Source organism: Azospirillum picis (genome assembly GCF_017876115.1).
Lineage (GTDB): Bacteria > Pseudomonadota > Alphaproteobacteria > Azospirillales > Azospirillaceae > Azospirillum > Azospirillum picis.
Genome location: NZ_JAGINO010000011.1, coordinates 1 through 26,773, shown reverse-complemented (window position 1 = coordinate 26,773; position 26,773 = coordinate 1). Strand labels below are relative to the sequence as shown.

Sequence of the window (26,773 nt, the reverse complement as noted above, 5' to 3'; positions counted from 1 at the left end):
AAAGCCTGACGCGAATCCCTGCCGACCGGTGATGTTGTTATTTGGTCTGATGGGTCGTACCGGTCTGACCAGTTGGATTGCACCGCCTTTCCGGGCTATTGTCAAGGCGTCGCGTCGGGTACCCGCGGCATGAGCAACGACAGACAGGGATCGGCAGGATGCGTGGACGGCTGTTGGTGCCGCAGGCGGCGGTCGCGAGGATCCGCCAGATCATCGACGAGCAGGGGCTGCGCCCGGGCGACCAGCTTCCGCCCCAGCGCGAACTTGCGGAAAGGCTGAGCATCAGCCGCGCATCGCTGCGCGAGGCGCTGTCGGCGCTTGAAACCCTGGGCCTGATCCGGATCGAGGTCGGGCGCGGAGTCTTTCTCACCGACGGCAAGCCGCCGGACCCGGTCGCCACCTGGCGGTTCGCCGACCTCTATTCACCACGGGAGGTCTATGAGGCGCGCCTGGCGCTGGAACCCCAGGCCGCGCAGTTGGCCGCCGCCTCCTTGCCGGCTGCCGGCCTGGGGGCGCTCGCCAGCACGCTCGTCCGGATGCGCGCGGCGTTCGAGGCGCATGACCTCGCCCAGGCAGGGGTCGAGGACAGCACATTCCACCGGCTGATCGTCGAGGGGTGCGGCAACCGGATGTTCACGGACCTGTTCCGCACCGTCGATGCGGTGGTCGCCGAGATCCAGAGGCTGCCCTTCGCGCGGGAGGACCGCATCTGGGAGACCCTGGATGAACACGAGCGGATCCTGGAAGCCTTGCGGATGCGTGATGGCGGCCGCGCCGCACAGGCCATGTCCGACCATATTTCCGGCGCAGCGGGGCGGCTCGGTATCGGCCTGGGCACGGGAGCCGGCGCGGTACGGGAGGATCTGGAGCTTCCCGTGGGACACCCGGGCAGGTGAGCCACGGTTCGGGCAACGCCGGCCCTTGAAAGACGTGCGCACCGACGGAGCCAGACGCCGAGCGGTTGCCCCGCGGTTTCCCCATGGCCGACCGGTCACCACGATCGGTTGTCAGCGAGCTGAACCCAGTGACCCGCCGAAACCTCCCGGTACTCGCGGCCCGGCGGGACGAAATCGACCGCCCGGACGGGGCTTTTGAGCTCGCCGGCCTCGACCCTGCGTTGGCCGCGTTGATCGGGGTCGGCAACCGGGACGGCCGACAGGAGCTTTCGCGTGTAGGGGTGCTGCGGATTGCCGAAGACCGCCGCACGCGCACCGATCTCCACGATCTCGCCCAGATACATCACCGCAACCCGGTGGCTGACGCGCTCCACCACGGCCATGTCGTGCGAGATGAACAGGTAGGAGAGCTTGAGCTGGGACTGGAGGTCCAGCATCAGGTTGATGACCTGTGCCTTGACCGAGACGTCGAGGGCGGAAACGGACTCATCGGCGATGATGAGCTTGGGATCGAGGATCAGAGCACGGGCCAGGCTGATGCGCTGGCGCTGTCCGCCGGAGAACTCGTGCGGGTAACGGTTGGCCATGTCGGGCCTGAGCCCGACCCGTTCCAAGAGATAGGCGACCTTATCGCGTGCCTGCGCCTTGCCGCCGAGCTTGTGGACGAGAAAGGGCTCGGCGATCGCCGCGCCGACGGTCATCCGGGCGTTCAGGCTGGATATGGGGTCCTGGAAAATCATCTGCATCCGTCGCCGCGTCATGCGCAGCTCCCGGCGGCCGAGCGAGCCGATCTCCCGCCCTTCCATGCGCACCGAGCCGCCGGTCGGGGAGGTGAGACCCATGATGGTCCGGCCCGTGGTGGACTTGCCGCAGCCCGACTCGCCGACCAGCGACAGCGTTTCACCTTCTCGAATGTCGAAGGACACCTTCTCGACCGCGTGAACGCGGCCCGTCAGCCCGCCGAACGTTCCACCATGGATGTCGAAGCGCTTGACCAGATCCTCGACCTGGAGAACGATCGGGGCGCTTCCGTCCGGCACGGAGCCTGACGCGGCGGGCGTGACAACCGCGCCGGTGGCACGGTCGATCACGGGAAAGCGCGACGGGCCGGGGCTTTCGGCCATTTCGCCAAGGCGCGGGACGGCTGCCAGGAGGCTTCGGGTGTAGGGTGCGCCGGGCGCCGCGAAAATCCGCCGGGTCTCGCCCTCTTCCACCGCATCGCCGTGATACATGACGATCGTGCGGTCCGACATTTCGGCGACGACGCCCATGTCGTGAGTGATGAAGAGGATCGACATGTCCTCCTCGGCCTGGAGGTCGCGCAGCGTCTGAAGGATCTGCGCCTGAATCGTCACGTCCAGCGCGGTGGTCGGCTCGTCGGCGATCAGGAGCTTGGGATTGCAGGCGAGCGCGATGGCGATCATGACGCGCTGGCGCATGCCGCCCGAGAACTGATGGGCGTAATCGTCGAGGCGGCTGGCGGCGGAGGGGATGCGCACCTTGTCGAGAAGCGCCACCGCCTCGCGCCGCGCCTCGGCGGCGGAGAGGTTGCGGTGCTGGCGCAGCGTCTCCACCATGTGGAAGCCGATCGTATAGACCGGATTGAGGCTCGTTTCCTGGAAGATCATGGCGATGTCGCTGCCACGGATGCGCCGCATCTCCTCGGACGGCAGCTTGAGGAGGTCGCGCCCGCGGAACAGGACCTCGCCCTCGATCCGGCTCGTGGCCGGCGGCAGGAGGCGCATGATCGACATGGCCGTGACGCTCTTGCCCGAGCCGGATTCGCCGACCACGGCCAGGGTCTGCCTGTTGCCGATCTCGAAGGACACGTCGTTGAGGACGCGCGTCCAACGCCCTTCCACCTGGAAGGAGGTTCTGAGATTCCGCACGGAAAGAAGGGGCGAGGACTCGCGCTGCGCTTTCGCCTGAACCATCAGCCACGGCCTTTCGGATTGAACACGTCGCGGAACTGGTCGCCCACGAGGTTGATCGCGACGATGGTCACGAGGAGGGCGATGCCGGGATAGAAGGACAGCCAGTACTGGCCGGACAGAAGGTACTGGTAGCCGTTGGAGATCAGGAGCCCGAGGCTCGGCTCGGTGACGGGAACGCCCAAGCCCAGGAACGACAGGGTCGCTTCGAGCGAGATCGCGCGCGCCACCTGGATCGTGGCCATGACGATCAGCGGCGGCAGGCAGTTGGGCAGGAGGTGTCGGAAGATGATCCGGCTCATGGGAACGCCGAGGCAGTCCGCCGCCTGGATGTATTCGCGCCGGCTCTCCACCAGAGCGGTGCCGCGGGCCGTGCGCGCATAGCTGGCCCATTCCACGATGATGAGCGCGAGCACCACGTTCTGGACGCCCTTGCCGAGGAAGGCGAGGATCATCAGCGCCACGAGGATCGAGGGGAAGGAGAGCTGGAGATCGACGAGGCGCATGATCGCCGTCTCGGTCCGCCCGCCGACATAGGCGGCGAAGAGTCCGAGCGAGGCTCCCACGAGGGCCGCCACCAGGGCCGCCACGACGCCGACGCTGAGAGAGATGCGCAAGCCGTAGAGGATGGCCGAGAAGAGGTCGCGCCCCTGGTCGTCGGTGCCCAGGAGATAGGTGTAGCCCCCGGCCGCCGACGGGGAACCCGGCTCCAGCATCCCGTCCATGATGTCGAGCTGCATGAGGTCGTAGGGGTTCTGCGGCGTCAGGAGCGGCGCGAAGACGGCGGCCAGCACCACGAGGGCGAGCACGACAAGGGCCGTCATGGCGAGAGGGGAGCGGGCGAAGTCGCGGGCGACCCTTGCCCAGGGTCCGCGCGTCGCGCCTCCCACCGGGCCGGCGGCCGGTATCGGCGTCTGGTCCGGAACCTGGGTCATCGGGCGCTTCCCTTCTCGCCGAGGCGAACGCGCGGATCGAGGAGCGTGTAGACCACGTCGACCGCGAAATTGATCCAGACGAACACGACCACGATCAGCAGGAGGTAGGCGACGATGATCGGCCGATCGAGGACGTTGATGCTGTCGATGATGAGCTTGCCCATGCCGGGCCAGGCGAAGATCGTCTCGGTCACCACCGAGAAGGCGATCACCGAGCCGAATTCGATGCCGATCACGGTGACGACCGGGATCATGATGTTCTTGAGGACATGCAGGCTGATGACGCGCCGCTCGGTGAGCCCGCGCGCCCGGGCGTAGCGGATGTAGTCCTGCGGCAGGACCTCGCGCACGCCCGCCCGCGTCAGGCGCATGATGAGCGCCATCTTGAAGAGCGAGAGGTTGAGGGCGGGAAGCAGGAGGTGACGCCAGCCGTCCGCCGTCAGGAACGACCATTGCAGGCCGAAGAGCGAGGCCGTTTCGCCTCGCCCGCCCGACGGCAGCCAGCCGAGCTGCACCGCGAACACCATGATCAGCATGAGGCCGATCCAGAAGGTGGGCAAGGAGAAGCCGAGGATGCTGCCCGCCATCAGAAACTTGGCGAGCCAGGATTCCGAGCGCAGGCCGGCATAGAGGCCGAGCGGCAGGCCGACGAGCGCGGCGAAGCCGACCGCGATCACCGCAAGCTCCAGCGTGGCGGGCATCCGCTGGAGGATGACCTGAAGCGCCGGCTGGTTGAAGACGTAGCTGTTGCCGAGGTCGCCGTGCAGCGCCGCCTTGAGGAACCCGACATATTGCCAGACCAGAGGTTGGTCGAGGCCGAGTTCGGCGATCACGCGCAGCCGCTCCGCCTGGTCGGCGTCGGGCGAGATGAGGATGTCGACCGGGTTGCCGATCACGTTGAGGCCGACGAACACGATGATCGACATCGCGACCATCACCAGAACGGCTTGAAGGAGCCGTTTCAAGAGCCACAGGATCATCGAAGGCCTCCCAACGGGGACAATGAGGCAGGGGAGATGCGGGCGGGGGGCGCCGGCCCTGTGTCTGCGATCACGCCACCGGCGCGGGAACGGACAGGGCCATGCCGTCGCGCTGGGGGTCCGCCCCGCCGGTGCAGCGCCCCTCGTCGATGCGGATGCCGTGAAGGGCGGCGAACGGATAGCTCTGCCAGGACCGCTTCACGTCGTAGCCGTCGGCCGCCAACGCGTCGGTGACGCGTCGGGTGATGCGGTTCGACACGTCGATCACGTTGGAAACGGCGACGACGCGCGGCGCGCTGACGGCTTCCAGCATCGACATGTCGAAGTCGATCACGTTCATGATGCCCTGCGCCACGGCCGGGGCGATGTAGCTGCCGCCCGGCGCTCCGATGACGATGAAGGGCTCCTCACCCTTGAACACGATCGTGGGCGCGGCCGAACTCGGCCGGCGCTTGCCGGGCGCTATGGAGCCGGCGCGGCCGGGACGCGGGTCGAAACGGCTCATCAGCCCGTTGTACATGAAGCCGAGGCCGTCGCTGATCGCGCCCGAGGGACTGCCGAGCGAATGGGTCAGCGCCACGGCATTGCCGTGAGCGTCGATCACCGAGACATGGGTCGTGTCGCGCGAGGACTTGTCGAGGCGGGTGACGCTCGCCCGCTCGCCGGCCCGGATGGAGTCGGCCAAGTCGCGAGCGTAGGCCTTGGACGTGAGGCGCTCGACCGGCACCTCGACATAGGCGGGGTCGCCCATGTAGCGGTCCTTGTCGATCGTCATGCGCTTCATCGCCTCGGCGAGATGGCGCACATGCTCGGTCGAGCCATGCCCCATGCCGGCGATGTCGAAGTTCTCCAGGATGTTCAGGAGCTGAAGCATCGACATGCCGCTTCCCGGCGGCGGGCTGGTGGCGATCCGGTATCCCCGGTAGTCCCCCCGCAGCGGCTCGGCGGACGACAGGGAGTAGCCGGCCAGATCCTCGCGCGAGATCAGGCCGCCGTTGCGCGCCATGTCGTCGGCGATCTCCTCGGCGATCTCGCCGGTGTAGAAGAGATCGGCGCCGCCGCGCATCAGGCGTTCCAGCGTGTTGGCGAGATCGGGATTGGTGACGATGTCGCCCGGCCGCTTCAGGCTGCCGTCGGGCCGGAAATAGATCTCCCGGCCCGTGCGGCTGTACCGCAGCTTGTCGACCGTGTTAACCTGGCCCGAGCTCTTCTGGTCCAGCGACCAGTACCAGTGAACATGCGGCCGCACCATGAACCCCCGCCGGGCCTGGTCGAGCGCCGGCGCGATGACGTCGCTCCAGTCCATGGTGCCGAAGCGGCCGAGGACGTGGTCATAGCCCTTGACGCTGCCCGGCGTGCAGGCGGCGAGGTAGCCGATCTCGTTGATGTTGCCGTCGAGAAGATAGGCGAAGCCGTCGCGCGACTGGCCGACGAGCTTCGACGTCCACATGTCCTCGCGCGCCGACAGGGAGGCCTTGGCGTAAAACTCCACGATCTCATGCACGCCGCGCGAGGGCATGTAGACCTGCATCGAGCCGAAGCCGCCGATGCCGCACATCTGGGGGTCCACGACCCCTTGCACGAAGGCGCAGGCGATCGCGGCGTCGATGGCGTTGCCGCCGCGCTCCAGTACCATCGCCCCGGCCTCGACGGCTTCGGGCTGGGGGGCGACGATCATCGCGTTCTTCATGAGATTTGTCCTTGGATCTTTGCCATCGGGCCGCGCCGCGGCAGGCCCCGCGGCGAGGAGGCCGCCGCGGGGTGAAGGTGCGGAGAAGGGAGAAGGCGGGCGGGCGTCAGGCGCGCGGCGTGGCCGCGAGCGCCATCGTGTACTGGTCGGCGCGCGCGGTGTAGTCGACCGACCGCTTGGCGCCCCAACTGACCCCCTCGTGATGAAGCGGGATCAGAGCATTCCCGTTGAAGACGATCTCGCTCGCCTGGCCGAGGAGCGAAGCCCGCTTGGCGTCGTCGAGCGTGCTCGTGGCCTCCTTGACCAGCGCGTCGAGGCGCGGATTGGAATAGCGGCCGTAATTGCTCGCCCCGGTGCCGGCCTTCTTGTCGTAGGTCAGGCTGAGCGCGACCAGAGGATTGGACGTCTCGCCGGTGTTGACGCCCCAGGCCCCCAGCATGAAGCTGAATTCGGCAGCGCTCACCCGGCCCGAATAGACGGACCAGGGCAGAACCTCCACGGTCGAGGCGATGCCGATGCGCGCCAGCATCTGGGCCACCGCCTGGATGACCTTGGCGTCGTTCACGTAGCGGTCGTTCGGGCCGTGCAGCGTCAGCTTGAAGCCGTTGGGATAGCCCGCCTCCGCCAGCAGCGCCTTGGCCTTGGCCGGATCGTAGGTCGCCCCCGCGATCGCGTCCGACGTGCCGAACCCGCCCTTCGGCAGGAATTGGGTGGCGACCAGCGCATTGCCGCCCATGATGCGCTCGACGATGGCGCCGCGGTTGATCGCCATGCCGATGGCCCGACGGACCCGCTCGTCCTTGAACGGGTTCTTCTCCAGCGGGCGGCCGTCATGGCCTGTGGCGAAGGGCGTGACGTCGCGCTCCTGGTCCATCGCCATGAAGACGAAACGGCTGGAAACGCCGGTCACGAGATGTAGAGCGTCATTGCCTTTGATCAGGCGTTCGCCTTCGGTGGGAACGGCATCGATGAGGTCGAGATCGCCGGCCAGCAGCCCGGCGACCCGCGCGCCGTCATCGGTGAGGACGCGCAGGGTGACGGTGGCCCAGGGCGCCTTCGCGCCCCAATAGGCGTCGTTGCGCTTGAGAAGCGTCTGGCTGCCGTTGGTGAAGCTGTCGAGAAGATACGGGCCGGTGCCGATGGCCGCCTTGCCGGAGTTGAAGTCGGCGGACGATGCGTCCTTGAACGTCGCGCGGATGATGCGAAGGCGCGTCAGCGAGTTCGGCAGGATCGGGTCGGGAGCATTGGTCTCGATGATGATGGTGTTGGGCGTCCCGCCCGACGAGACCGACTTGATGGTGCGCGTGTAGTTGCGGAAGGAGGACGGGCTCGGCAGGTCGGTCGCGCGCTGCACGGAAACCTGAATATCCTCCAGCGTCAGGGGCGAGCCGTCCGAGAAGGTGATGCCGTCGTGGAGCTTGAACTCCCAGCGCGTGTCGTCGATCGGACGCCAGGACGCCGCCAGTCCCGGCACGGGCCTGGAGGCCGGATCGTTGACGACGAGGGATTCGAAGATGTGCGCATTGACCGCGTTGTTCGGCACGTTGTTGGCCGCATGCGGGTCGATGCTGGTGTTGGGTGCGCCGAGACCCACGCGAAGCGCTCCGGCGTCCTGGGCAGACCCATGTCGCGCGATCAGCGGCATGGTCGCGAAAGCCCCGAGCGTTGCGGCCAGCATCTGCCGCCGATCCAAGGTCATCATGGCAAGTCCTCTGGCTATGCCTCGCCTCCCCACGGGCGACAGGACATCACCATAAGATCATTTTTGCACGTGTCAATATAGTCGATCCATTGGTTCACCTAGTGAACCAACTTTGAGATTTCGCTTTTTGCGCCTGCGGGGTAGACAAGCCTTCGGCCGCAACCCGGCCGGACAAATCGGGGACCGATCGATTGAGCAAGACCAGTGAGAGCCGCTATTTCGTCGACGCGGTGGACAAGGCGGCGGCCCTGCTGCTCATCATTGCGTCGGAGCCGGGCCTGGGCTTGTCGGAGGTCGCGCGACGCAGCGGGGAAAGCAAGGCGCGGGTCCTGCGGCTGCTGCGCACGCTGGAGATGCGGGGGCTCGTGACCTGCACCCCCCAGACCCGTGTCTACAAGCTCGGTTACGCCGCCGCGCTGATCGGACGGGCGGCGATGGAACAGGTAGATCTCGTGCAGCTTGGCCAACCCGTCGTGGAGCGCCTCGGAAGGGAGTTCAACGAGACCGCACAGCTTCGCATCCGGGAAGGGGACCAAAGCCTTTGCGTCGCGTTCTGGGAGCCGCAGCGCGAATTGCGGGTCCATACGACGCTCAATCGGCGCCGCCCCCTTCACGCCGGATCGGGCAAGCTGCTGCTGGCCTTCGCGCCGCCGCTGCTTCGGAGCGAAATCCTGTCGCGGCCACTGCCGGCCCTGACCGACAACACCAGCACGGACGCAACGGTTCTGAAGGCGCAGCTTGAGGAGATCCGCTCCAACGGCTATTGCGTGAGCCGGGGCGAGGTGACGCGAGACCTCATCTCCGTCAGCGCTCCCATTCTGGGGCCGGATGGGCTCGCGGACGCGTCCATTCTCATCAGCGCACCGGCAACACGCCTGCCCGACGACATTCTCGAACGCTGCATCGTCTCCGTCAGGACGGCGGCCGCCGAACTGTCGTCCATGCTCGGCCGCTCCTGAAGACCGCACCGCCCCGGGTTTCCCGAAGGCCCCATCATCCGAGAGAGTGGGGTCATCATGACGAAACCCGCGTCACCCAACCCTTGAGGACGTCGTTCTGGCGGCGTGACGCAACACAGATGGCCCAGGAAACCCGGAGCGGTTCAGGCAGCAGTTTTGTGCCGCAGCGTTGGGCTACAGCCATGGGCACCACCTGCGGGCCATGCAGGAGCGGCGAAACCGCGCGGCTGTTTACAAAAGGAAGTCGTGAGAGTTGGTTGGGGGACTAGGATTCGAACCTAGGCTGGCGGAGTCAGAGTCCGCTGTCCTACCGCTAGACGATCCCCCAGACCGTCACCGGGGCGGCCAAACTGCCGTTCCCCGTGGTGTGGGCGGGCTTATACCAATGCGGTGACAGGCTGTACAGGGGGTTTTTTCACCCGGCGTGAAATTTTCCGATCCGGCGTCCCGCCATCCCCATCGGCACCCCCCTGCCCCCCAAGCCCCGCCCCCGCGCTGCCGCCGGAAGCGGGGCTGCCGGATCAGGCGGCGGTTCCGCCGGCCATGGGGGCGATCACCTGGGCAAGCTCGGCGTCGCCGTCCAATTGCTCGACCTCGCGGGTCAGTCGACGGCGCCAGTTCGGATGCTGGTCGACGGTGCCGGGCAGGTTGGGCTGCTCGTCCTCGCACAGCGCATCCTCGATCTGCACCATGACGATGCGCGAGGGCGTGCGCGCCAGATAGGCGTGGACGGCGGCGGCCAGTTCGGTGCGGAAAGGCTGGTCGCCGTCGTCGCTGGGGTAGGAGTCCGGGCGCAGCCCTTCCTGCGACAGCGCCTGCAGCAGGCGCCAGCGGTCGACGCCGCGGTCCCAGCGGTCCTTGTCGCGGCTGGCGTCGTCGGGATAGAGGCCGAGGCGCGTGCGCCACTCCAGGTCGCGGCCGGTCCAGAAACCCTTGAAGGGGGCAAGGTCGTGGGTGCTGACCGTCGCCATCGAACCGGCCGGATAGTCGCCGGGCCGCTTGAAGCCGCCGTCAGGCGTCCGCTCGAAATAGAGTACCCGGTAGCTGAGGATGCCGGCCCGTTCCAGCGCCGGGCGGAAGCCCTCCGGAACGGTGCCCAGATCCTCGCCGATCACCACGCAGCGGTTGCGCCGGCTCTCCAGCGCCACGATGCGCAGCAGCTCGTGGAACGGGTACTCGACATAGGCGCCGTCGCTGCCGTCCTCGGGGATCCAGAACAGATGCTGCAGCGCCATCACATGGTCGATGCGCAGCGCCCCGGCGTGGCGCATGTTGGCGCGCAGCATCTCGATGAAGGGGCGATAGCCCGCCTCGCGCAGGCCGAGCGGCGACAGCGGCGCCAGGCCCCAGTTCTGGCCGTTCAGGTTGAACTGGTCCGGCGGGGCGCCGACATTGGCGCCCTGCACCAGGATCGAGGGGTCGGCCCAGGCGGAGCCGCCGCCGGGATGGGCGGCGACGGCGAGGTCGCGGTAGAAGCCCAGCGCGAGCCCGGCCGCCCGCCCCCGGGCGGCCGCCTCGCCAAGCTGGCGGTCGGCCTCGAACTGCGCCCAGGCGAAGAAATCGACGCGCGCGGCATGCTCGGCGGCGAAGGCGGCGACCTCGGCGCTCTCCGGATCCTGGAAGGCCGCAGGCCAGCTCCGCCACATCCATTGCGACGGGTCGGCGCGGAAGAAATGCTCGTGCAGGGCGTCGAACAGGGCGTGGCGCTCCAGCGCGGCCCCCATCTCCTGCCGGAAGGCGGCATAGGCGGCCTTGCGCGGGTGGTCGCCGGGCAGCGCGTGGAACCGCGCGTGCAGCGCCTCCAGCACCGGCAGCTTCAGCGCCGCCACCGCCGAGTAATCGATCAGTTCGGCCTGCCGCGCGTCGGCCAGCGCCTGCCGGAAGGCCGGCGCAGCGATGCGGGCCTGCAGGTCGTCGGCGCCGTCCAGTTCCGGCACGGCGGCCACGTCGATGTAGAGGATATTGAGGAACTGACGGCTCGACGGCGAATAGGGGCCGATGTGGTGAGGGTCGGCCGGGAACAGCGCGTGCAGCGGGTTCAGCCCGACCAGCCCGGCCCCCAGCCGGCCGGCGGTGCCGGCGAAGCGGGCGAGGTCGCCGAAATCGCCCATCCCCCAATCGCGGCCGGAGCGCAGCGAGTAGACCTGCAGGCCGATGCCCCAGGTGCGGCCGGCCGGAACCACCTCCTCGACCGTCACGCAGCGCTCGGGCGCCACGATCAGCGTGGTGGCACCGGCCAGGGTGCCGGCCCCCGGTGCGCCGGCCTCCCCACCCATCTCCAGGGCCATCTCCAGGGCCACCTCCAGCCGGTGGTAGCCGATGGGCAGCGACACCGGCAGCAGCCCGCCCAGCCCGCGGCGCTCGTAGCCGGCGCCGTCGATCGTCGCCCGCCCCGTCACGGTCAGGTCGCGCACGGTGACCGTGCCGCCCTCGGCGGAGCCGCCTTCCGGGGTCAGGGTCCAGCGCAGGGTGGCGTCCCCCAGGCCGTCCGGCAGCGCGGCCGCCAGCTCGATCCGCTGCCCTTCGCCGGCCACCAGCACCGGCGGCAGCGGACGGCTCCAACCCCGCCGCTCCACCGCGGCAAGGCTGGCGGCGACGTCCGCATCGGTGGCGGCGTTCAGCCCCATGGCCGCGACCAGCGCCCGTTTGGTGGCGGCCGAGGTCTCCCGCCGGTTGCCCCAGATGTCATGGTAGACCGGTTCGAGTCCAAGCAGATCGGCCAGACGGTCGAGATCACTCATTCAGAGTCCCCGGGAGTAATTCGGACACATAGGGATTGTGCGGATGGCGGCCCGCGTCAATGCAGACCGGCGGCCTATGACATCGGGACCGCATCCGGCAACGGAGCCGCATTCAGCCGGCCGGAACCGCGCCTGCCGCCCGGCCGGCCTGCGACTGGTGCAGGGCATCGGGCACCGGCGGCATCGCGTCCGCCGCCTCGGCCGGCAAGGCCGGCTGGGACGATGCCGCGGCGGCCTTGGCCAGGGCCATCTGCTCCAGCCGGCCGCGGTAGCTGGAGACGGCCGCCGCCACCTCGCGCACCATGGCGTCCAGCGGCCGGTCGGGATCGACCGCCTGCATCAGCGCGCGGGTCAGCGCCTGGAGCTGCGCGAGGTCGACGGTCAGGTCGGCGGCCGGGACACCAGCGGGGCTGGCGGCCGGACCGGCAGCCTCGGCGGTGGCGCCGATGGTCTCGGCCAGCGCCTTGACGGCATGGGCCACCGCCTCCACCGGCGCGTGGTCGCCGGCGTCGGCGGCACCGTCCCCCTCGCCGAGGCGGCGCAGCAGATCGTCGGCGAAGCCGGCGATGCGGGCGAGATGGTCGAGGGCCAGCCGGTCCGGGACCGGCCGCGCCAGGCCGGGAAGGGCGAACTCCGCCAGGAAGGCGATCTGGATGCTGGCGCGCAGCCGCTTCCAGCAGGCGACGGTCGCGACCGCCTCGTTCAGCAGCATGCGCGCGCCCGACTGGGTCCATTGGCCCGTCGCCTTCAGCCGCAGCGTGTTGGGCGCGTCCAGCACCGGGATCTGCGCGCCTTCGCGCGGTGCCTTGCGGCGGTCGGGACCGGTGTAGTCGGCGGTGACGACGAAGCCCTTGCGCGCCTCGATCAGGCTGACGATCCGCTCGCGCATCTGCTTGGGCGACACCGGCTTCATCAGCAGGTCGTCGCCGCCGACGTTGCTCACCCGCGCCAGCAACGCCGGCGTCGGAGTCCAGGTGGTGACGATCACGCAGGCGAAGGGGTTGGGCACGCCCGAATCGTTGCGCAGCGAGCGGATGAAGCGGAAGGCTTCGGAATCCTCGGCGTCGGCGTCGACCAGCAGCAGGTCGGGCATGCCGGCAACCAGCAGACCCGCCGCCGCGCGCACGGAATCGAAGACCTCGGCCCGGCGGAAGTTCATGCGGATCAGCACGTCGCGGAACAGGCGCCCGGTGTTGAGCTGGCTGTCGATGATCGCGGCGTCGATCTGCGAGAAATCGTAATCCGGCATCGTCCCACCCGAAGCTCCGCTGCGGCCGCCCCCGAGAGCGCGGCGACGCAGGCTAGCACGCTTTGACCGTCCCCGTCGCCGTAGCATCTCGGCCGGACGGATGGACAGTGGACGAATGATCGCAGGGCGCCCCCTCCCCCGCTCACATCCCGGCCTGCTCCATCAGCGTGAAGACCAGCACGGTGCGCCCGTCGACCATCATGGCGCGGCCGGCCAACTGCATGCGCTCGTCGCCGGCGCCGTCGTCGACCCGGGTGTCGAGGATGCAGCGCCAGCCCCGCCCGCCCGGCACGTCGGGCAGCGTCACCGCCATGGTGTCGGCATGGGCGTTCAGCACGATCAGCAGCACGCCGTCGGTGAGCGGCTGGCCGTCCGTCCCGACATGGGTGCCGGCGCGGCCGTTCAACAGCAGGACGATGCAGCGCGCCTGGGTGTTGCGCCAGTGCTCCGCGGTCTTCTCCAGACCCTGCGCGTTGTACCAGACGATGTCCTTCAGCCCGTTGGCCGCCACCTCCCGCCCATGCAGGAAGCCGGCACGGCGCAGCACCGGGTGGGCGCGGCGCAGGGCAACCAGCCGGCGGACGAAGGACACCGTCGCGCCGTCGCGCCTCGACCAGTCGAGCCAGGTGAGGTCGTTGTCCTGGCAATAGGCGTTGTTGTTGCCCCGCTGGCTGTGGTCCAGCTCGTCGCCGGCCAGCATCATCGGCGTGCCCTGCGACAGCATCAGCGTCGCCAGCAGGTTGCGCTTCTGCCGTGCCCGCAGCTCGCCGACCGCCGGATCGGCGGTCTCGCCCTCCACGCCGTGGTTCCAGGAACAGTTGGAGGAGTGACCGTCGCGGTTCTCCTCGCCGTTCGCCCAGTTGTGCTTGTCGTTGTAGGTGACGAGGTCGTGCAGGGTGAAGCCGTCATGGGCGGTGATGAAGTTCACGCTGGCCCAGGGGCGGCGTCCACGCTTCTCGAACAGGTCGGCCGATCCGGCAATGCGCCCGGCCAGTTCCGGCAGCATGCCGTCGTCGCCGCGCCAGTAGCGGCGCACCGTGTCGCGGTAGCGGTCGTTCCACTCCGCCCAGCCGGGCGGGAAGTTGCCGACCTGGTAGCCGCCGGGGCCGACGTCCCACGGCTCGGCGATCAGCTTCACGTCGGCCAGTACCGGGTCCTGGCGCACGGCGTCGAGGAAGCCCGAGCCGGGGTCGTAGCCGTAGGGCTCCCGCGCCAGCACGGTGGCGAGGTCGAAGCGGAAGCCGTCGACATGCATCTCCGTCACCCAGTAACGCAAGGAATCCATCACCATCTGCACCACCCGCGGGTGGCTGAAATCCAGGGTGTTCCCAGTGCCGGTGTCGTTGATGTAGTAGCGCGGCGTGTCCGGCATCAGCCGGTAGTAGCTGAGATTGTCGATGCCCTTGAAGGACAGGGTCGGTCCCAGGTGGTTGCCCTCGGCCGTGTGGTTGTAGACGACGTCCAGGATCACCTCGATCCCCGCCTCGTGCAGGCGGGCGACCATCGTCTTGAACTCCGACAGCACGCCGGTGTTCATGTAGCGCGGCTCCGGCGCGAAGAAGCCGATGGTGTTGTAGCCCCAGTAGTTGGTCAGGCCGCGGGTGACCAGATGCTGTTCGTCGGCCACCGCCTGCACCGGCAGGAACTCCACCGAGGTGATGCCGAGCGCCCGCAGATACTCGATCACCCGCTGGGTCGAGAGGCCGGCGAAGGTGCCGCGCAGGTGGGCCGGCACCTCCGGGTGGCGCATGGTGAAGCCGCGGACGTGGGTCTCGTACACCACCGTGTCGGTCCAGGGAACCTGGCGGCGGCGGTCGTGGCCCCAGGTGAAGGCGCCGTCGACCACCCGGCATTTCGGCATGCCGCGGGCATTGTCGCGCCGGTCGAAGGACAGGTCCTCCCGCGTCGAGCCGACCCGGTAGCCGTAATGGGCATCCGACCATTTGAAGCCGCCGAACAGCGCCCGCGCATAAGGGTCGATCAGCAGCTTGTTCGGGTTGAAGCGGTGGCCTTCCTCCGGCTCGTAGGGGCCGTGGACGCGGTAGCCGTAGAGCAGGCCGGGCCGCGCGTCGGGCAGGTAGCCGTGCCAGACCTCGTCAGTGTGTTCCGGCAGGGTGACCCGCTCCACCTCGCGCTGGCCGGTCTTGTCGAACAGGCACAGCTCCACCCGCTCGGCATGGGCCGAGAAGAGCGCGAAGTTGACGCCGAAGCCGTCCCAGGTGGCGCCGAGCGGATAGGGCTTGCCGGGCCAGACCGGGGTGCGGGCGGGGGTGTTGGATGGCATGCGGGCTACCGGGGTGGAGAAAGCCGAAAGGAAACCTGGGATTGACCGGTAAACCATAGCGCGATCAATCGGATGCGCAACCCGGGATCACCCGGAGCCGCGGCTTTTCCCATGGACGGCGCCGCCGCCGCCGTGCCGGACGGCGCGCCGATCCGCCATCCGCCCGGTGCAACGGAGGCCCGCCGTTCCCATCTCCTGCCTCGCGGGCCGCCCGCGGGACCGCAAAGACGCCCCTTGACGCCGGGAGACCGCCGATGCCGGAGAGCACCTTGACCGCACGCCAGACCAATGCCTGCGCCCTGCTGGACGCCGAGGAGTACGAGACGCTCGTCGGCGCGGCCAACGAGTACCTGGCGGCCCAGGGCGCGCTGATGAGCCTGATGTCCACCCTGGGCAGCACGATCGAAAAGGGCTTCGAGGCGCTTCCCGGCGGCTTCCGCAACGAGGTGATGCTCAAGGTCCGCGAGGCGCTGGAATACGCGCAGCAGGTGGCGATGTCCCGCATGGACAAGGACGCCGGGCGCGAGGCCTCCAAGCGCTGGTACGGGGCGCTGGCCGCCGTGTCCGGCGGGGTCAGCGGCTTCTTCGGCCTTCCCGCCGTGCTGGTCGAGCTGCCGCTCACCACCGTCACCATCCTGCGGTCGATCGCCGACGTCGCCCGTTCCAAGGGGGCCGACCTGGAGGATGTCGGGGTGCAGGCCACCTGCCTGGAGGCCTTCGCCTACGGCGGCCCGCTGGACGATGACGACGACGCGGACCTCGCCTTCTTCGCGGCGCGGGTCGGCGGCGTCGCGCTCGCCGGCCGGATCGGCGCCGGGCAGCTGGCCGACGTCATTTCGACCGTGGCGGTGCGCTATGCCGCCGCGGTGGTGCCGAAGGTCGCGCTGCAGGCGGTTCCCGTCACCGGCGCCGTCCTGGGAGCCGGCCTGAACTGGTCCTACATGCAGTTCTACCAGTCGATGGCGAGCGTCCTCTTCACGCTCCGCCCCATCGAGGCGAAATACGACCGCGACCAGGTCAGATCCTGCTTCGCCTCGATCGTGCGCGACCTGAAGCAGGGCAAGGCGGCGGGACGAATGCCGAAGACGCTGCCGAACCTCTGAGCGCCCCCGTCACCGGCTGGCACGGAGGCGGGCGGCCTGCCGCTCAGGTCAGCGCCGCCTCCTGCGCCGGCACGGGCTGGAGCGCCGGGGCCTCGCGCGGGAGGTGGAGGATGAAGCGGGTGCCCTGCCCCAGCCGCGACTGCACCGCGATGGTGCCGCCCAGCGGGCCGGTGACGGTGTTGAAGACGATGTGGAGGCCGAGGCCCGAACCGCCCTGCCCGCGCTTGGTGGTGAAGAAGGGATCGAAGACCTTGGGCAGGGTTTCCGGGGCGATGCCGGCACCGTCGTCGATGAAGTCGATCCGCACCCGGTCGGCGCCGTCGGCGCGGGCGGCGATCCGGATCGTTCCGGGCTGGGCCTCGCCGGCGCGGTCGCCGTCGCCGTAGGCATGGACGAGGGCGTTGATCACCAGGTTGGTCATCACCTGCCCGAGCGCGCCGGGAAAGCTGTCCATCGTCAGCTCCTCGCCGCACTCGACCACCACCTTCAACCCGGAGCGCTTCAGCCGCGGGCGCAGCGAGAACAGCAGCTCGTGGACGTAGCCGCCCAGCTCGAACAGCCGCCGGTCGCCGGACGACTGGTCGACCGCGACCTGCTTGAAACTCTGCACCAGCGAGGCGGCGCGGTCGATGTTCGCCATCAGCAGGCGGCTGCTCTCGTTCAGGCCGTCGAGGAACTCCAGGAACTCGGACCGGCGCAGGGCGTTGGCGACGAAGCGCTCGCGCAACACCTGCGCCTGCTCGCCGATATGGCTGGCGGCGGTCAGGCCGATGCCGATCGGCGTGTTGATCTCGTGCGCCACCCCGGCCACCAGTTGGCCGAGCGATGCCATGGTCTCCGCCTGGATCAGGCTTTCCTGCGCCTCGCGCAGGTCGGCCAGCGCCCGCTCCGCCGCCTCCCGCGCCTCCACCATCGCGGACTCGGCATGCTTGCGGTCGGTGATGTCGTAGAGCCAGGTCAACAGGGCCGCCTCGCCGTCCAGCTCGACGGTGTTCCACGACGACAGCACCCAGACGATGCCGCCGTCGGGCCGGCGGAAGCGGATCTCGGCATTGCGGAAGGCGCCCTCGCGGTCGAAGCGGGCGATCAGCGCCCGGCGGTCGGCCGGGTCGGCATAGAGGTCGGTGACAGGCGTGCGCATCAGCTCCGCCCGCCCGCGGCCCATCAGGATGGCCGACTGGGCGTTGCAGAACAGCCAGCGGCCGTCGCGGGTGGTCACGTTCACGGCGATGGGCGCCGCCTCCATGATCTTCAGCAGCCGCTCCTCGCTGGCGCGCAGGCGCGCCTCCTGCCGGCGGGCCTCGGTGATGTCGGTCATGATGCCGGCGTAGCGGACGGCGCGCCCGGTCTCGTCGCGGAAGGCGCGTCCGGTCGCGGCGATCCATACCCAGCCGCCGTCCTCGTGCCGCAGCCGGTAGGCGTAGGCGTAGCTGGACGTCTCTCCCGCCAGATGCGAGGCGATGTGCGCCAGCACGCGGTCGCGGTCGTCCGGGTGGAGGCGCCGTTCCCAGAAGTCCGGCGGCATCGTCGGCGGTTCGCGAAAGCCCAGCATGCGCGGGAAGGTGTCGGACCACCAGCAGGCCCCGGCCAGCAGGTCGGCATCCCAGACCGCGGCCCCGGTCGCCTCCAGCGCCATTTCCAGCCGCTCGCCGATCTGCGGCTCGCAGCGGGAGGAGTCGGGTCGGGAGGAGCCGGGAGGGGACGTCTCCGGACAGGAGGTCGGCGCACGGCTCCCCGGACGCCTGGCCCGGCGCCCGGCCCACAGGGCCAGGAGGACCCCCAGCGCTCCGCCGATGGATATCCCCGCCAGCGCCACCATCACCGGCTCAGCCGCCATGGCCCCTCCCCCGCTCAAGGAATGTGGCGACGGAAATCGGAAGAATTCAACCGAACCTTTGCCGTCCGGCCGGTGGTGCCCCAAAAAAAAGCCCCTTCCCACCGGGAAGGGGCTCTCTTTCGGGTGGCCCGGCGCGGGCTTACCCCTTCAGCTTGGCGGTCAGGATCTCGTTCACCATCGCCGGGTTGGCCTTGCCCTGCGTCGCCTTCATCACCTGGCCGACGAAGAAGCCGAACAGCTTGTCCTTGCCGCTGCGGAACTCCGCCACCTTGTCGCCGTTGGCGGCCAGCACCGCGTCGATCGACGCCTCGATGGCGCCGGTGTCGGTGACCTGGCGCAGCCCCTTCTGCTCGACGATGTCGGCAGCCTTGGCGCCGGTCTCGAACATCGCCTCGAACACCTCCTTGGCGATGCGGCCGGAGATGGTGTTGTCGGCGATCAGGTCGATCAGGCCGCCGAGATTCTCCGCCGACACCGGGCTTTCCTCGATCTCCTTGCCCGCCTTGTTCAGGTAGCCGAACAGCTCGCCGGTGACCCAGTTGGAGGCCAGCTTGGGATCGCGGCCCCTGGCCACCGCCTCGAAGTAATCGGCCTTGGCCTTTTCCGAGACCAGCACGCCGGCGTCGTAGACCGACAGCTTGTAGTCGTCGATGAAGCGGGCCTTCTTGTCGTCCGGCAGTTCCGGCAGCGTGCTCTTGATGTCCTCGACCCAGGCGGCGTCCAGCTCCAGCGGCAGCAGGTCGGGGTCGGGGAAGTAGCGGTAGTCGTGCGCCTCTTCCTTGGAGCGCATGGAGCGGGTCACGAACTTGGTCGTGTCCCACAGCCGGGTCTCCTGGTCGATCTTGCCGCCCTCCTCGATGATCTCGATCTGGCGGCGCGCCTCGTACTCGATGGCCTGCATGACGAAGCGGATCGAGTTGACGTTCTTGATCTCGCAGCGGGTGCCGAAGGCCTCGCCCGGCTTGCGCACCGACACGTTGACGTCGCAGCGCATGGAGCCTTCCTCCATGTTGCCGTCGCAGGTGCCGAGGTAGCGCAGGATCGAGCGCAGCTTGCGCACATAGGCGCCCGCCTCCTCCGAGCTGCGCATGTCGGGTTCCGACACGATCTCCATCAGCGCCACGCCCGACCGGTTCAGGTCGATGTAGGTCTTGGACGGGTGCTGGTCGTGCAGCGACTTGCCGGCATCCTGCTCCAGGTGCAGGCGCGTGACGCCGACGGTGCGGCTGGTACCGTCCGGCAGGTCGAGCACGATCTCGCCCTTGCCGACGATCGGCTGCAGGAACTGGCTGATCTGATAGCCCTGCGGCAGGTCGGCGTAGAAGTAGTTCTTGCGGTCGAACACCGAGTTCAGGTTGATCTCGGCCTTCAGGCCCAGGCCGGTGCGCACCGCCTGCTCGATGCAATGTTCGTTGATGACGGGCAGCATGCCGGGGAACGCGGCGTCGACGAAGCTGACCTGGCTGTTCGGCGCGGCCCCGAATTCGGTGGCGGAGCCGGAGAACAGCTTCGCGTTCGAAATCACCTGGGCATGGACCTCAAGCCCGATCACGACTTCCCAATCGCCCGTTTCACCCTGGATGTACGACATCGTTCCGCTCTTCGACGTTCTCGGCACCGGACCGGCCGGCGGCGGCCCCGACGGGCGGCCCGGCCATATCCTTGGAATCCAGTCTCTTCTAACGCCCTTTGCGCCCGCGCGCACGCTTTATCGCGCCGCCCCACCGCCCGGCGTCCCACCCGCCGTCCCCCGGGCGGCACCCGCCCGCCTACTCCCATTGCACGGCGGACCCTGTGCAGGCCGTTAACCATCAGGCAAGATTTGACCCGCAGGCTGGTGTGCAGCAAGCGGGAGGGTCCTGATGTCGGTTCGGGCGCTGGTGCGGAAAGTCGGGTTCGGGGTCGGTGCGGCGGCGATGCTGTCGGCGGGCACGGTCGCCTTCACCGGAGCGAGCCAGGGCCTTGCCGCCACCGAGCCGGTTTCCGTCAAACCGGCCGCCGTGACCCCCGTTCCCGCCGCGTCCGCCGAGTTTCCCGACGCCGCGATGTCCCGCAACGACCAGGGCGACGCCACCGTGCTGCGCCTGGACGGCATCATCACGCCGGGAACCGAGCGCCGCTTCCTCGACACCCTGAAGGCCCTGCCGGCCAGCCGGCCGCTGGTGGTGGAGCTGTCCAGCCCCGGCGGCTTCACCACGGCCGGTTACCGCATGATCGACGCCCTGCTGGCCGAACGCCAGGCCGGCCGTCCGGTGGCCACCCGGGTGCGCGCCGGCGAATCCTGCGAGAGCATGTGCGTCGGCCTCTACCTGGCCGGCTATCCGCGCTATGCCGCCCCGACCGCCGAGTTCATGGTCCACGCCCCGCGCATGGCCGAAAGCGGGAGGATGACCCTGCGGTCGACCCAGGCGATGGTGCAGCGGCTGGTGTCCCTCGGCGCCTCCCCGACCTGGATCCGGCAGGTGACGGCGGCAGGGGGCTTTTCCGGCGCCCTCGACTACCGCGAGACCGCCGACCGCCTGACCGCCGACGGCGCCAACATCGTCACCGACCTGCTGTACTGACCGCGACCGCGGCGGCCGGAGCGGCCCGTCAGGCGGCCACCTGCTCCGGCGGCCGGCCGACGAGCCGTTCATAGACCTCGGGGTCGGTCGCCCCCTCGGTGCCGAACACCAGCACCCGCGCGTCCGGCATGAGGCCCAGCGCCCGCCTGGTCTCCTCGTGCGCCGCGGCGCAGAGCAGACCGGCGAGCCCGGCCACCCCCGATTCCCCGGCGACGACCGGACGGCCGCCATGGCGGCCCTCGGCCAGCTTGCGCATCGCGGCGACCGCCCCCTCGTCCGGGATGGTCAGGAAATCGTCGGCCCCGCGCTCCAGGATCGCCCAGGCGAGCAGCGAGACCTCGCCGCAGGCCAGCCCCGCCATCAGCGTGTCGAGGCGTCCCGCCGACCGCATCGGCCGGCCGGCGACCGCACTCTGGTAGAGGCAGTCGGCAGCTTGCGGCTCCACCACCACGAACCGTGGGCGCTGCCGGCCCCAGCTCTCCCACAGGTGGCCGCAGACCGCGGCGGGCAGTGCGCCGACGCCGCCCTGGACGAAGACGTGGGTCGGCCGTTCGCTGGCCGGGAGCTGGGAAATCGCCTCCTCCACCATCACGGTGTAGCCCTGCATGACGTCGCGGGGCACGTCCATGTAACCGGTGTAGGAGGTGTCGGAGACGACGAACCAGCCGGCCGCCGCGGCATCGCGGGCGGCGCGGCGGACCGCGTCGTCGTAGAGGCCGTCGACCACCACCAGCTTGGCACCGTACGCCTCGATGGCCGCGCGGCGGCCGGCGGAGCAGGCAGCCGGGACATACACGACGCAATTGCAGCCGAAGACCTGCGCGCCCCAGGCGACGGAACGGCCGTGGTTGCCGTCGGTCGCCGTGGTGACGGTCAGCGTGCGGGTGACCCTGGCGTAGCGGCCGACCACCAGGTCGAGCGCCGTCACCGGGACGCCGGGGACCCGCGCGGTCACCTCGCGGGTCAGCAGGCGCAGCACCGCATAGGCGCCGCCCAGCGCCTTGAAGCTGCCGAGCGCGAAGCGGGTGCCCTCGTCCTTGTACCAGAGCCGGTCGATCCCGGCCTCCCGCGCCAGTCCGCCCAGCGAGCGCAGCGGCGTCGGCACATAACCCGGCCAGGCGCCGATCTCGGCCATCGCCTCCTCGAAGGCGGCGCGGCTGAGGATCGCGCGCTCCGGCGCGCCGTAGGGCGCCTCACGGTCGGCGCGCGGGTTGGGGAACAGGCGCGGCAGGCAGGCGGACGGGGCCGGCGGGTTCTCTGGGCTGCGCATGGCTTCGCACTCCGGACCGGAACCATGGAACGGCACCGCCCGCGACGGCGCACCCCACGACCGCGCTCAACGAGACCAGAAGCCGCGGCCGCCCGTCAAGCTGCCAGCAGGGCCGGACCGGCCGGAGGACGGCGCCGGCCCGCGACACGTCGCCGCAAGGCGGCTGCGACCGCCGTGCTCACGCCACTTGGGCGGTCAGCGCTTCCACTCGCGGCTGGATTTGATGAAGTCGGTCAGGGTGACGCCGATCTTGTCGTCGATGATCGCCACTTCGCCGCGGGCGACCAGGACGCCCTCGACATAGACGTCGGTCGGATCCTTCAGGTGGCGGTCGAGTTCCACCACGGCACCACGGCCCAGCTTCAGCAGGTCGCGGACCCGCAGCATCGCCGTGCCGATGACGACCTTGATCTCCACCGGCGCGTCGCCGATGGCATAGGCGGCGGCGTCGCCTTCGTTGGGATCGGGCGCGCCCAGCAGGTCGTCGATGTTGGCCATGGCTCTCCTGGCTTCCGCGCCGGAAACGGCGCAACGTCACGCGCCGGCACCGGCGCAGGTCAATCCGCCGGCAGCGGCGCCCGTCCCGTACGGCGATCCCGCACGGCAACCCCACATGGGCGGCTGACAATACACCCCTTCCGGGAGGTCGGGCAACGGCACGGTCGGGCCGGACTTGCGACAAGATTGGGCTTTCCCCGCCGTCACGGTTCGCCCACACTGACGGTCCGCCTGTATGCAGGCCGGCGGGACGGCTCATTGCGGTTCGGCAATGACCACTGCCCGGCAAAGGCGCCGACCAACCGGAACCGGGTTCACGCCATGACCGAAACCACCCTTTCCCCCCTCGTGAGCGCCGACTGGCTGAAGCACCGCCTGGGCGGCGCGACCCTGGTCGTGCTCGACCTGCGAACCCCTGCCGCCGGCGGCTTTATTCCGGGATCGGTCCATTCCGACTATGCAACGGCCGGCTGGCGCGCCACGGTCGGCGCCGGCGCCGGCATGCTGCCTGACAGCCCGGCGCTTGAGACTTTGATCGGCGGTCTCGGCATCGGCAACGGCGACCATGTGGTCCTGGTGGCGGCCGGGGCCAACGCGTCGGACATGGGCAATGCCACCCGCGTCTACTGGACCTTCCGGATGCTCGGCCATGACGCGGTCTCGGTGCTGGATGGCGGGTTCGCCGCCTGGACCGCCGCCGCCGGCCCGGTGAAGCCGCTGCCGTCGGACCGCAAGCCGGTGGCCTTCAAGGCCACCCCGCGCAGCGACCTGCGCGCCACGCTGCCGGAGGTCGAGGCGGTGGTGGCGTCCGGCAGCGCCCCGCTGCACGACGCCCGCTCCGCCGAGCAGTTCGCCGGCAAGGCGAAGAGCCCGCAGGCCCGCGCCGCCGGCACCATCCCCGGTGCCGTCAACCTCGACATCGCCACCCTCTATTCGGCGCCCGACCACCGCTTCGCCTCGGCCGAGGCGATCCGCGACCTGGCGGACAAGGCCGGGCTGCCGCTGAAGGACCAGCCGATCACCTTCTGCAACACCGGCCACCTCGCCTCGGTGTCGTGGTTCGCGCTGAGCGAGATCGCCGGCGTGCCCGGGGTGCGGCTCTACGACGGCTCGATGTCGGAGTGGAGCGCCGACCCGGCCCGGCCGCTGCAGAACGGCGGCTGAGTCACGCCTTGGCGCGGCGGCGGCGCAGGCGGGCGAGGTCGCTCCGGCGCACCAGCCCGAGCAGGGCCGCCGCCGCCGCGTAGACGCCGAGCCCGACGGCCGCCAGCACCACAAGGCCGCCCAGCCGCTCCACGATGCCGGCCGCGCCCAGCCAGGGCGACAGGCGCTCGCCGGCCAGCCACAGCGCCGCGGCCATGGCGGCGGCGGCCAGCGCCATGCGCGGCAGGTTACGGGTCAGCCGGGCATCGGCGCGGAAGAGGCCGCGGCGATGCAGCAGCCAAGCCAGCAGCCCGGCGTTGACCCAGGCGCCCACCGAGGTGGCGACCGCCAGCCCGACCTGGGCCAGCGGCCCCATCAGCGCCAGCTTCAGCGCCACGTTGATGCCGACCGCCGCCAGCGCCACCCGCACCGGCGTCGCGGTGTCGTGGCGGGCATAGAAGCCGTTGACCAGGCTGCGGATCACCACGAAGGCCGGCAGTCCAAGCGCATAGGCCTGGAGCGTCAGGGCCGAGGCGGCGGCGTCGGAAGGTCCGAAGGCGCCGCGCTGGAACAGCACCGACAGGATCGGCGTGCCGGCCACCAGGAAGGCGACCGCCGCCGGCAGCGTCAGCACCAGCGACAGTTCGATGGCGCGGTTCTGGCTGTCGACCGCCCCGGCTTCGTCCCCGCCCTTGATCCGCCGGGACATCTCGGGCAGCAGGACCGTGCCGACGGCGATGCCGATCACCCCGAGCGGCAACTGGTTGAGACGGTCGGCGTAATAGAGGTAGGACACGGCACCGGTCGGCAGGGCGGACGCGATCAGGGTGTCGGCGAACAGGCTGATCTGGGTCAGGCCGGAGCCGAGCGCCGCCGGCCCCAGCACCGCCAGGAAACGCTTCACGTCGGCCGACAGGCGCGGGCGGACCGGCCGCAGGGCCATGCCAGCGCGGCGGGCGTCCCACGCCAGATAGACATATTGCGCGACGCCGGAGGCGAGGACGCCCCAGGACAGCGCATGCCCGGCGCTCGGCATCAGCGGCGTCGCCAGCACCAGCGCCGCGATCAGGCAGAGATTCATCAGGATGGGGGCCGCCGCCGCCGCGCCGAAGCGGCTCATGCTGTTCAGCACCCCGCCATAGAGCGACACCAGCGAGATCAGCAGCAGGTAGGGGAAGGTGATGCTGGTGAACAGCACCGCCAGCCGGAACTTCTCGGGCTCGTCGGCGAAACCGGGGGCGAAGACCGTCATGAACTGCGGCATGAAGGCCAGCACCGCCAGCAGCAGCACCACCTGCACGATCGCCAGCAGCGTCATCACCTCGTCGGCGAAGCGTCGGGCGGCGGCGGCGCCGTCCTGGACCAGCTTGGCCGAGAACAGCGGCACGAAGGCGGAGTTGAAGGCGCCCTCGGCGAACAGCGCTCGGAAATGGTTGGGCAGGCGGAAGGCGACGAAGAAGGCGTCGGCCACCGGACCGGCGCCCAGCAGTGCTGCGGTCAGCACGTCGCGCAGGAAGCCGAGCACCCGGCTGGCGAGCGTCAGGCCACCGACGGAAAGGATATGGCGAAACACGATGGCGGAACCACTGGTTGCGGCGGATGCCGGTGACGGGGGCGGCGGATGCCGCCGGGACAGGGCCGGTTTGCAGAAAATGGACCGCCGCATGATGGCGGCGCGGCGGTGATCGTCATAGGATCGCCGCCCGCATTCGTCCAGAACCCTTCGTTGGAAGACCGCCATGGCGCAGCAAGCCCTCCCCCTGACCTACCTGGAAGCCGGCGAAGCCAACGGCGGGACGCCGATGCTGATCCTGCACGGCCTGTTCGGCTCGGCCCGCAACTGGCAGACCCTCGCCCGGCGCTTCGGCGAATCGCGCCGCGTCTATGCGCTCGACCTGCGCAACCACGGCGGCGCCCCCTGGGCCGACGGCATGGATTACCGGGACATGGCTGAAGACGTGCGGCGCTTCCTCGACGACCGCGGCTTCGCCCGCGCCACGGTGGTCGGCCATTCGATGGGCGGCAAGACCGCCATGGCGCTGGCGCTGGCCCATCCCGACCGGGTGGCGCGGCTGGTGGTCGCCGACATAGCACCGGTCGCCTACACCCACACCCACGCTCCCTACGTCGCGGCGATGAAGGCGGCGAGGCTGGAGGGAGCCACCCGCCGGCCGGAGGTGGAGGCCCAGCTCGCCGACGCCGTGCCGGAGGCGCCGCTGCGCTCCTTCCTGATGCAGAACCTGGTGCTGGAGAACGGCGTCTTCTCGTGGCGGATCAACCTCGACTCCATTGGCGCGAACATGGAAGGGCTGATCGGTTTCCCCGATTTCGGGACCGCGCGGTACGAGGGGCCGGCGCTGTTCATCGGCGGCAGCCGGTCCGACTATGTGCGGCCGGAACATCACGACGCGATCCGCCGCCATTTCCCGGCCGCCGAGATCCGGATGATCGAGGGTGTCGGCCACTGGCTGCACGCCGAACGTCCGGCGGAGTTCGCGGCACTGGTGGAGAGCTTCGCCTGAAACCCGCAGCCGGAGCGGCAATCCGGCAGCGCCCGGAAGGCCGCCACGGGTGCAGGTTGTAAGCCGAAGCAGATATTGCATCACCCGGACGCCAAGGCTATCAAGCCTGCGCGCCTTGAAACGCGGCCCAACCAAAACTCAGCCCGCGACAACGCGGCTGCCTTTCCTCGAAGGATCGACCGACCATGAGCGTCATCACCGAGATTCACGCCCGCGAAATCCTCGACAGCCGCGGCAACCCGACCGTGGAAGTGGACGTTGCGCTGGACAGCGGCGCCTTCGGCCGCGCCGCCGTGCCGTCGGGGGCCTCCACCGGCGCCCATGAGGCGGTCGAGCTGCGCGACGGCGACAAGGCCCGCTTCGGCGGCAAGGGCGTGCTGAAGGCGGTCGAGGCCGTCAACGGCGAGATCTACGACGCGCTCGCCGGCCTGGAGGCCGCCGACCAGCGCGCCATCGACCTCGCCATGAT

At 69.7% G+C, this 26,773-nt stretch carries 19 protein-coding genes, 1 tRNA gene and 1 pseudogene; 7 read left to right on the top strand and 14 right to left on the bottom strand.

All coding sequences use genetic code 11. From position 1 onward, the window contains the following. Positions 1–158: 158 nt before the first annotated feature. Complete coding sequence (locus tag J2850_RS15955) at positions 159–896, top strand: FadR/GntR family transcriptional regulator (RefSeq protein WP_209983380.1); 738 nt, start codon at positions 159–161, stop codon at positions 894–896. Positions 897–991: 95 nt separating this feature from the next. Here the strand turns inward: J2850_RS15955 and J2850_RS15950 are convergent, their stop codons facing one another. The 5 genes from J2850_RS15950 to J2850_RS15930 form a co-directional block, all read right to left on the bottom strand. Further along, positions 992–2,830, bottom strand: a complete 1,839-nt coding sequence (locus tag J2850_RS15950) for an ABC transporter ATP-binding protein (protein ID WP_209983378.1) — start codon at positions 2,828–2,830, stop codon at positions 992–994. Continuing rightward, positions 2,830–3,762 (bottom strand): ABC transporter permease, encoded by a 933-nt coding sequence (locus J2850_RS15945; protein ID WP_209983376.1) that lies wholly within the window; start codon positions 3,760–3,762, stop codon positions 2,830–2,832. The genes J2850_RS15950 and J2850_RS15945 overlap by 1 nt, the downstream gene beginning before the upstream one ends. Continuing rightward, positions 3,759–4,742 (bottom strand): ABC transporter permease, encoded by a 984-nt coding sequence (locus J2850_RS15940; protein WP_209983374.1) that lies wholly within the window; start codon positions 4,740–4,742, stop codon positions 3,759–3,761. The genes J2850_RS15945 and J2850_RS15940 overlap by 4 nt, the downstream gene beginning before the upstream one ends. Positions 4,743–4,812: 70 nt before the next feature. Further along, a complete protein-coding gene (gene ggt, locus J2850_RS15935; RefSeq protein WP_246513120.1) occupies positions 4,813–6,432 on the bottom strand; it encodes a gamma-glutamyltransferase in 1,620 nt (539 codons plus the stop codon). Between the two features lie 106 nt (positions 6,433–6,538). Further along, positions 6,539–8,134 carry an ABC transporter substrate-binding protein gene (locus J2850_RS15930; protein ID WP_209983371.1) on the bottom strand — a complete coding sequence of 532 codons (1,596 nt, stop codon included), beginning with the start codon at positions 8,132–8,134 and terminating at the stop codon, positions 6,539–6,541. Between the two features lie 191 nt (positions 8,135–8,325). Here J2850_RS15930 and J2850_RS15925 point away from each other — a divergent pair, with 191 nt between their 5' ends. Continuing rightward, the gene (locus tag J2850_RS15925; protein ID WP_209983369.1) at positions 8,326–9,093 is read left to right on the top strand and encodes an IclR family transcriptional regulator; all 768 of its coding nucleotides are present in this window, start codon (positions 8,326–8,328) and stop codon (positions 9,091–9,093) included. 254 nt (positions 9,094–9,347) lie between these two features. Here the strand turns inward: J2850_RS15925 and J2850_RS15920 are convergent. The 4 genes from J2850_RS15920 to glgX form a co-directional block, all read right to left on the bottom strand. Then, positions 9,348–9,421 (bottom strand) — tRNA-Gln (locus tag J2850_RS15920). Between the two features lie 193 nt (positions 9,422–9,614). Continuing rightward, positions 9,615–11,834, bottom strand: coding sequence for a 4-alpha-glucanotransferase (gene malQ / locus J2850_RS15915; RefSeq protein WP_209983367.1), 2,220 nt, complete (start codon positions 11,832–11,834; stop codon positions 9,615–9,617). A gap of 112 nt (positions 11,835–11,946) precedes the next feature. After that, positions 11,947–13,083, bottom strand: coding sequence for a response regulator (locus J2850_RS15910; protein ID WP_209983365.1), 1,137 nt, complete (start codon positions 13,081–13,083; stop codon positions 11,947–11,949). Positions 13,084–13,225: 142 nt separating this feature from the next. Then, on the bottom strand, positions 13,226–15,367 hold the full coding sequence (gene glgX / locus J2850_RS15905) for a glycogen debranching protein GlgX (protein WP_209983363.1): 2,142 nt from the start codon (positions 15,365–15,367) through the stop codon (positions 13,226–13,228). Positions 15,368–15,621: 254 nt separating this feature from the next. Between glgX and J2850_RS15900 the strand changes: the two genes are divergently transcribed. After that, entirely contained in the window at positions 15,622–16,470 is an 849-nt protein-coding gene (locus J2850_RS15900) for an EcsC family protein (RefSeq protein WP_209983360.1), read from the top strand. Between the two features lie 43 nt (positions 16,471–16,513). On the opposite strand, the gene J2850_RS15895 is transcribed toward J2850_RS15900, so the two are convergent. After that, positions 16,514–18,307: a PAS domain-containing sensor histidine kinase gene (locus J2850_RS15895; protein ID WP_209983359.1), complete on the bottom strand. Its 1,794-nt coding sequence runs from the start codon at positions 18,305–18,307 to the stop codon at positions 16,514–16,516. Positions 18,308–18,446: 139 nt separating this feature from the next. Continuing rightward, positions 18,447–19,898, bottom strand: coding sequence for an Asp-tRNA(Asn)/Glu-tRNA(Gln) amidotransferase subunit GatB (gene gatB, locus J2850_RS15890; protein WP_209983356.1), 1,452 nt, complete (start codon positions 19,896–19,898; stop codon positions 18,447–18,449). 271 nt (positions 19,899–20,169) lie between these two features. On the opposite strand from gatB, the gene J2850_RS15885 reads away from it, so the two are divergent. After that, positions 20,170–20,871, top strand: coding sequence for an ATP-dependent Clp protease proteolytic subunit (locus tag J2850_RS15885; RefSeq protein ID WP_209983354.1), 702 nt, complete (start codon positions 20,170–20,172; stop codon positions 20,869–20,871). A gap of 28 nt (positions 20,872–20,899) precedes the next feature. On the opposite strand, the gene J2850_RS15880 is transcribed toward J2850_RS15885, so the two are convergent. Beyond that, positions 20,900–22,141: a diaminopropionate ammonia-lyase gene (locus J2850_RS15880; RefSeq protein ID WP_209983353.1), complete on the bottom strand. Its 1,242-nt coding sequence runs from the start codon at positions 22,139–22,141 to the stop codon at positions 20,900–20,902. Positions 22,142–22,336: 195 nt separating this feature from the next. Further along, complete coding sequence (fliN, locus tag J2850_RS15875; protein WP_209983351.1) at positions 22,337–22,639, bottom strand: flagellar motor switch protein FliN; 303 nt, start codon at positions 22,637–22,639, stop codon at positions 22,337–22,339. Positions 22,640–22,960: 321 nt separating this feature from the next. Here fliN and J2850_RS15870 point away from each other — a divergent pair, with 321 nt between their 5' ends. Then, positions 22,961–23,803, top strand: a complete 843-nt coding sequence (locus J2850_RS15870) for a sulfurtransferase (RefSeq protein ID WP_209983349.1) — start codon at positions 22,961–22,963, stop codon at positions 23,801–23,803. Position 23,804: 1 nt separating this feature from the next. Here the strand turns inward: J2850_RS15870 and murJ are convergent, their stop codons facing one another. Further along, positions 23,805–25,355 carry a murein biosynthesis integral membrane protein MurJ gene (gene murJ, locus J2850_RS15865; RefSeq protein ID WP_209983347.1) on the bottom strand — a complete coding sequence of 517 codons (1,551 nt, stop codon included), beginning with the start codon at positions 25,353–25,355 and terminating at the stop codon, positions 23,805–23,807. A gap of 166 nt (positions 25,356–25,521) precedes the next feature. On the opposite strand from murJ, the gene J2850_RS15860 reads away from it, so the two are divergent. Beyond that, entirely contained in the window at positions 25,522–26,304 is a 783-nt protein-coding gene (locus J2850_RS15860) for an alpha/beta fold hydrolase (RefSeq protein ID WP_209983345.1), read from the top strand. A gap of 185 nt (positions 26,305–26,489) precedes the next feature. After that, positions 26,490–26,773: pseudogene (gene eno, locus J2850_RS15855) on the top strand (phosphopyruvate hydratase); the annotation flags it as partial.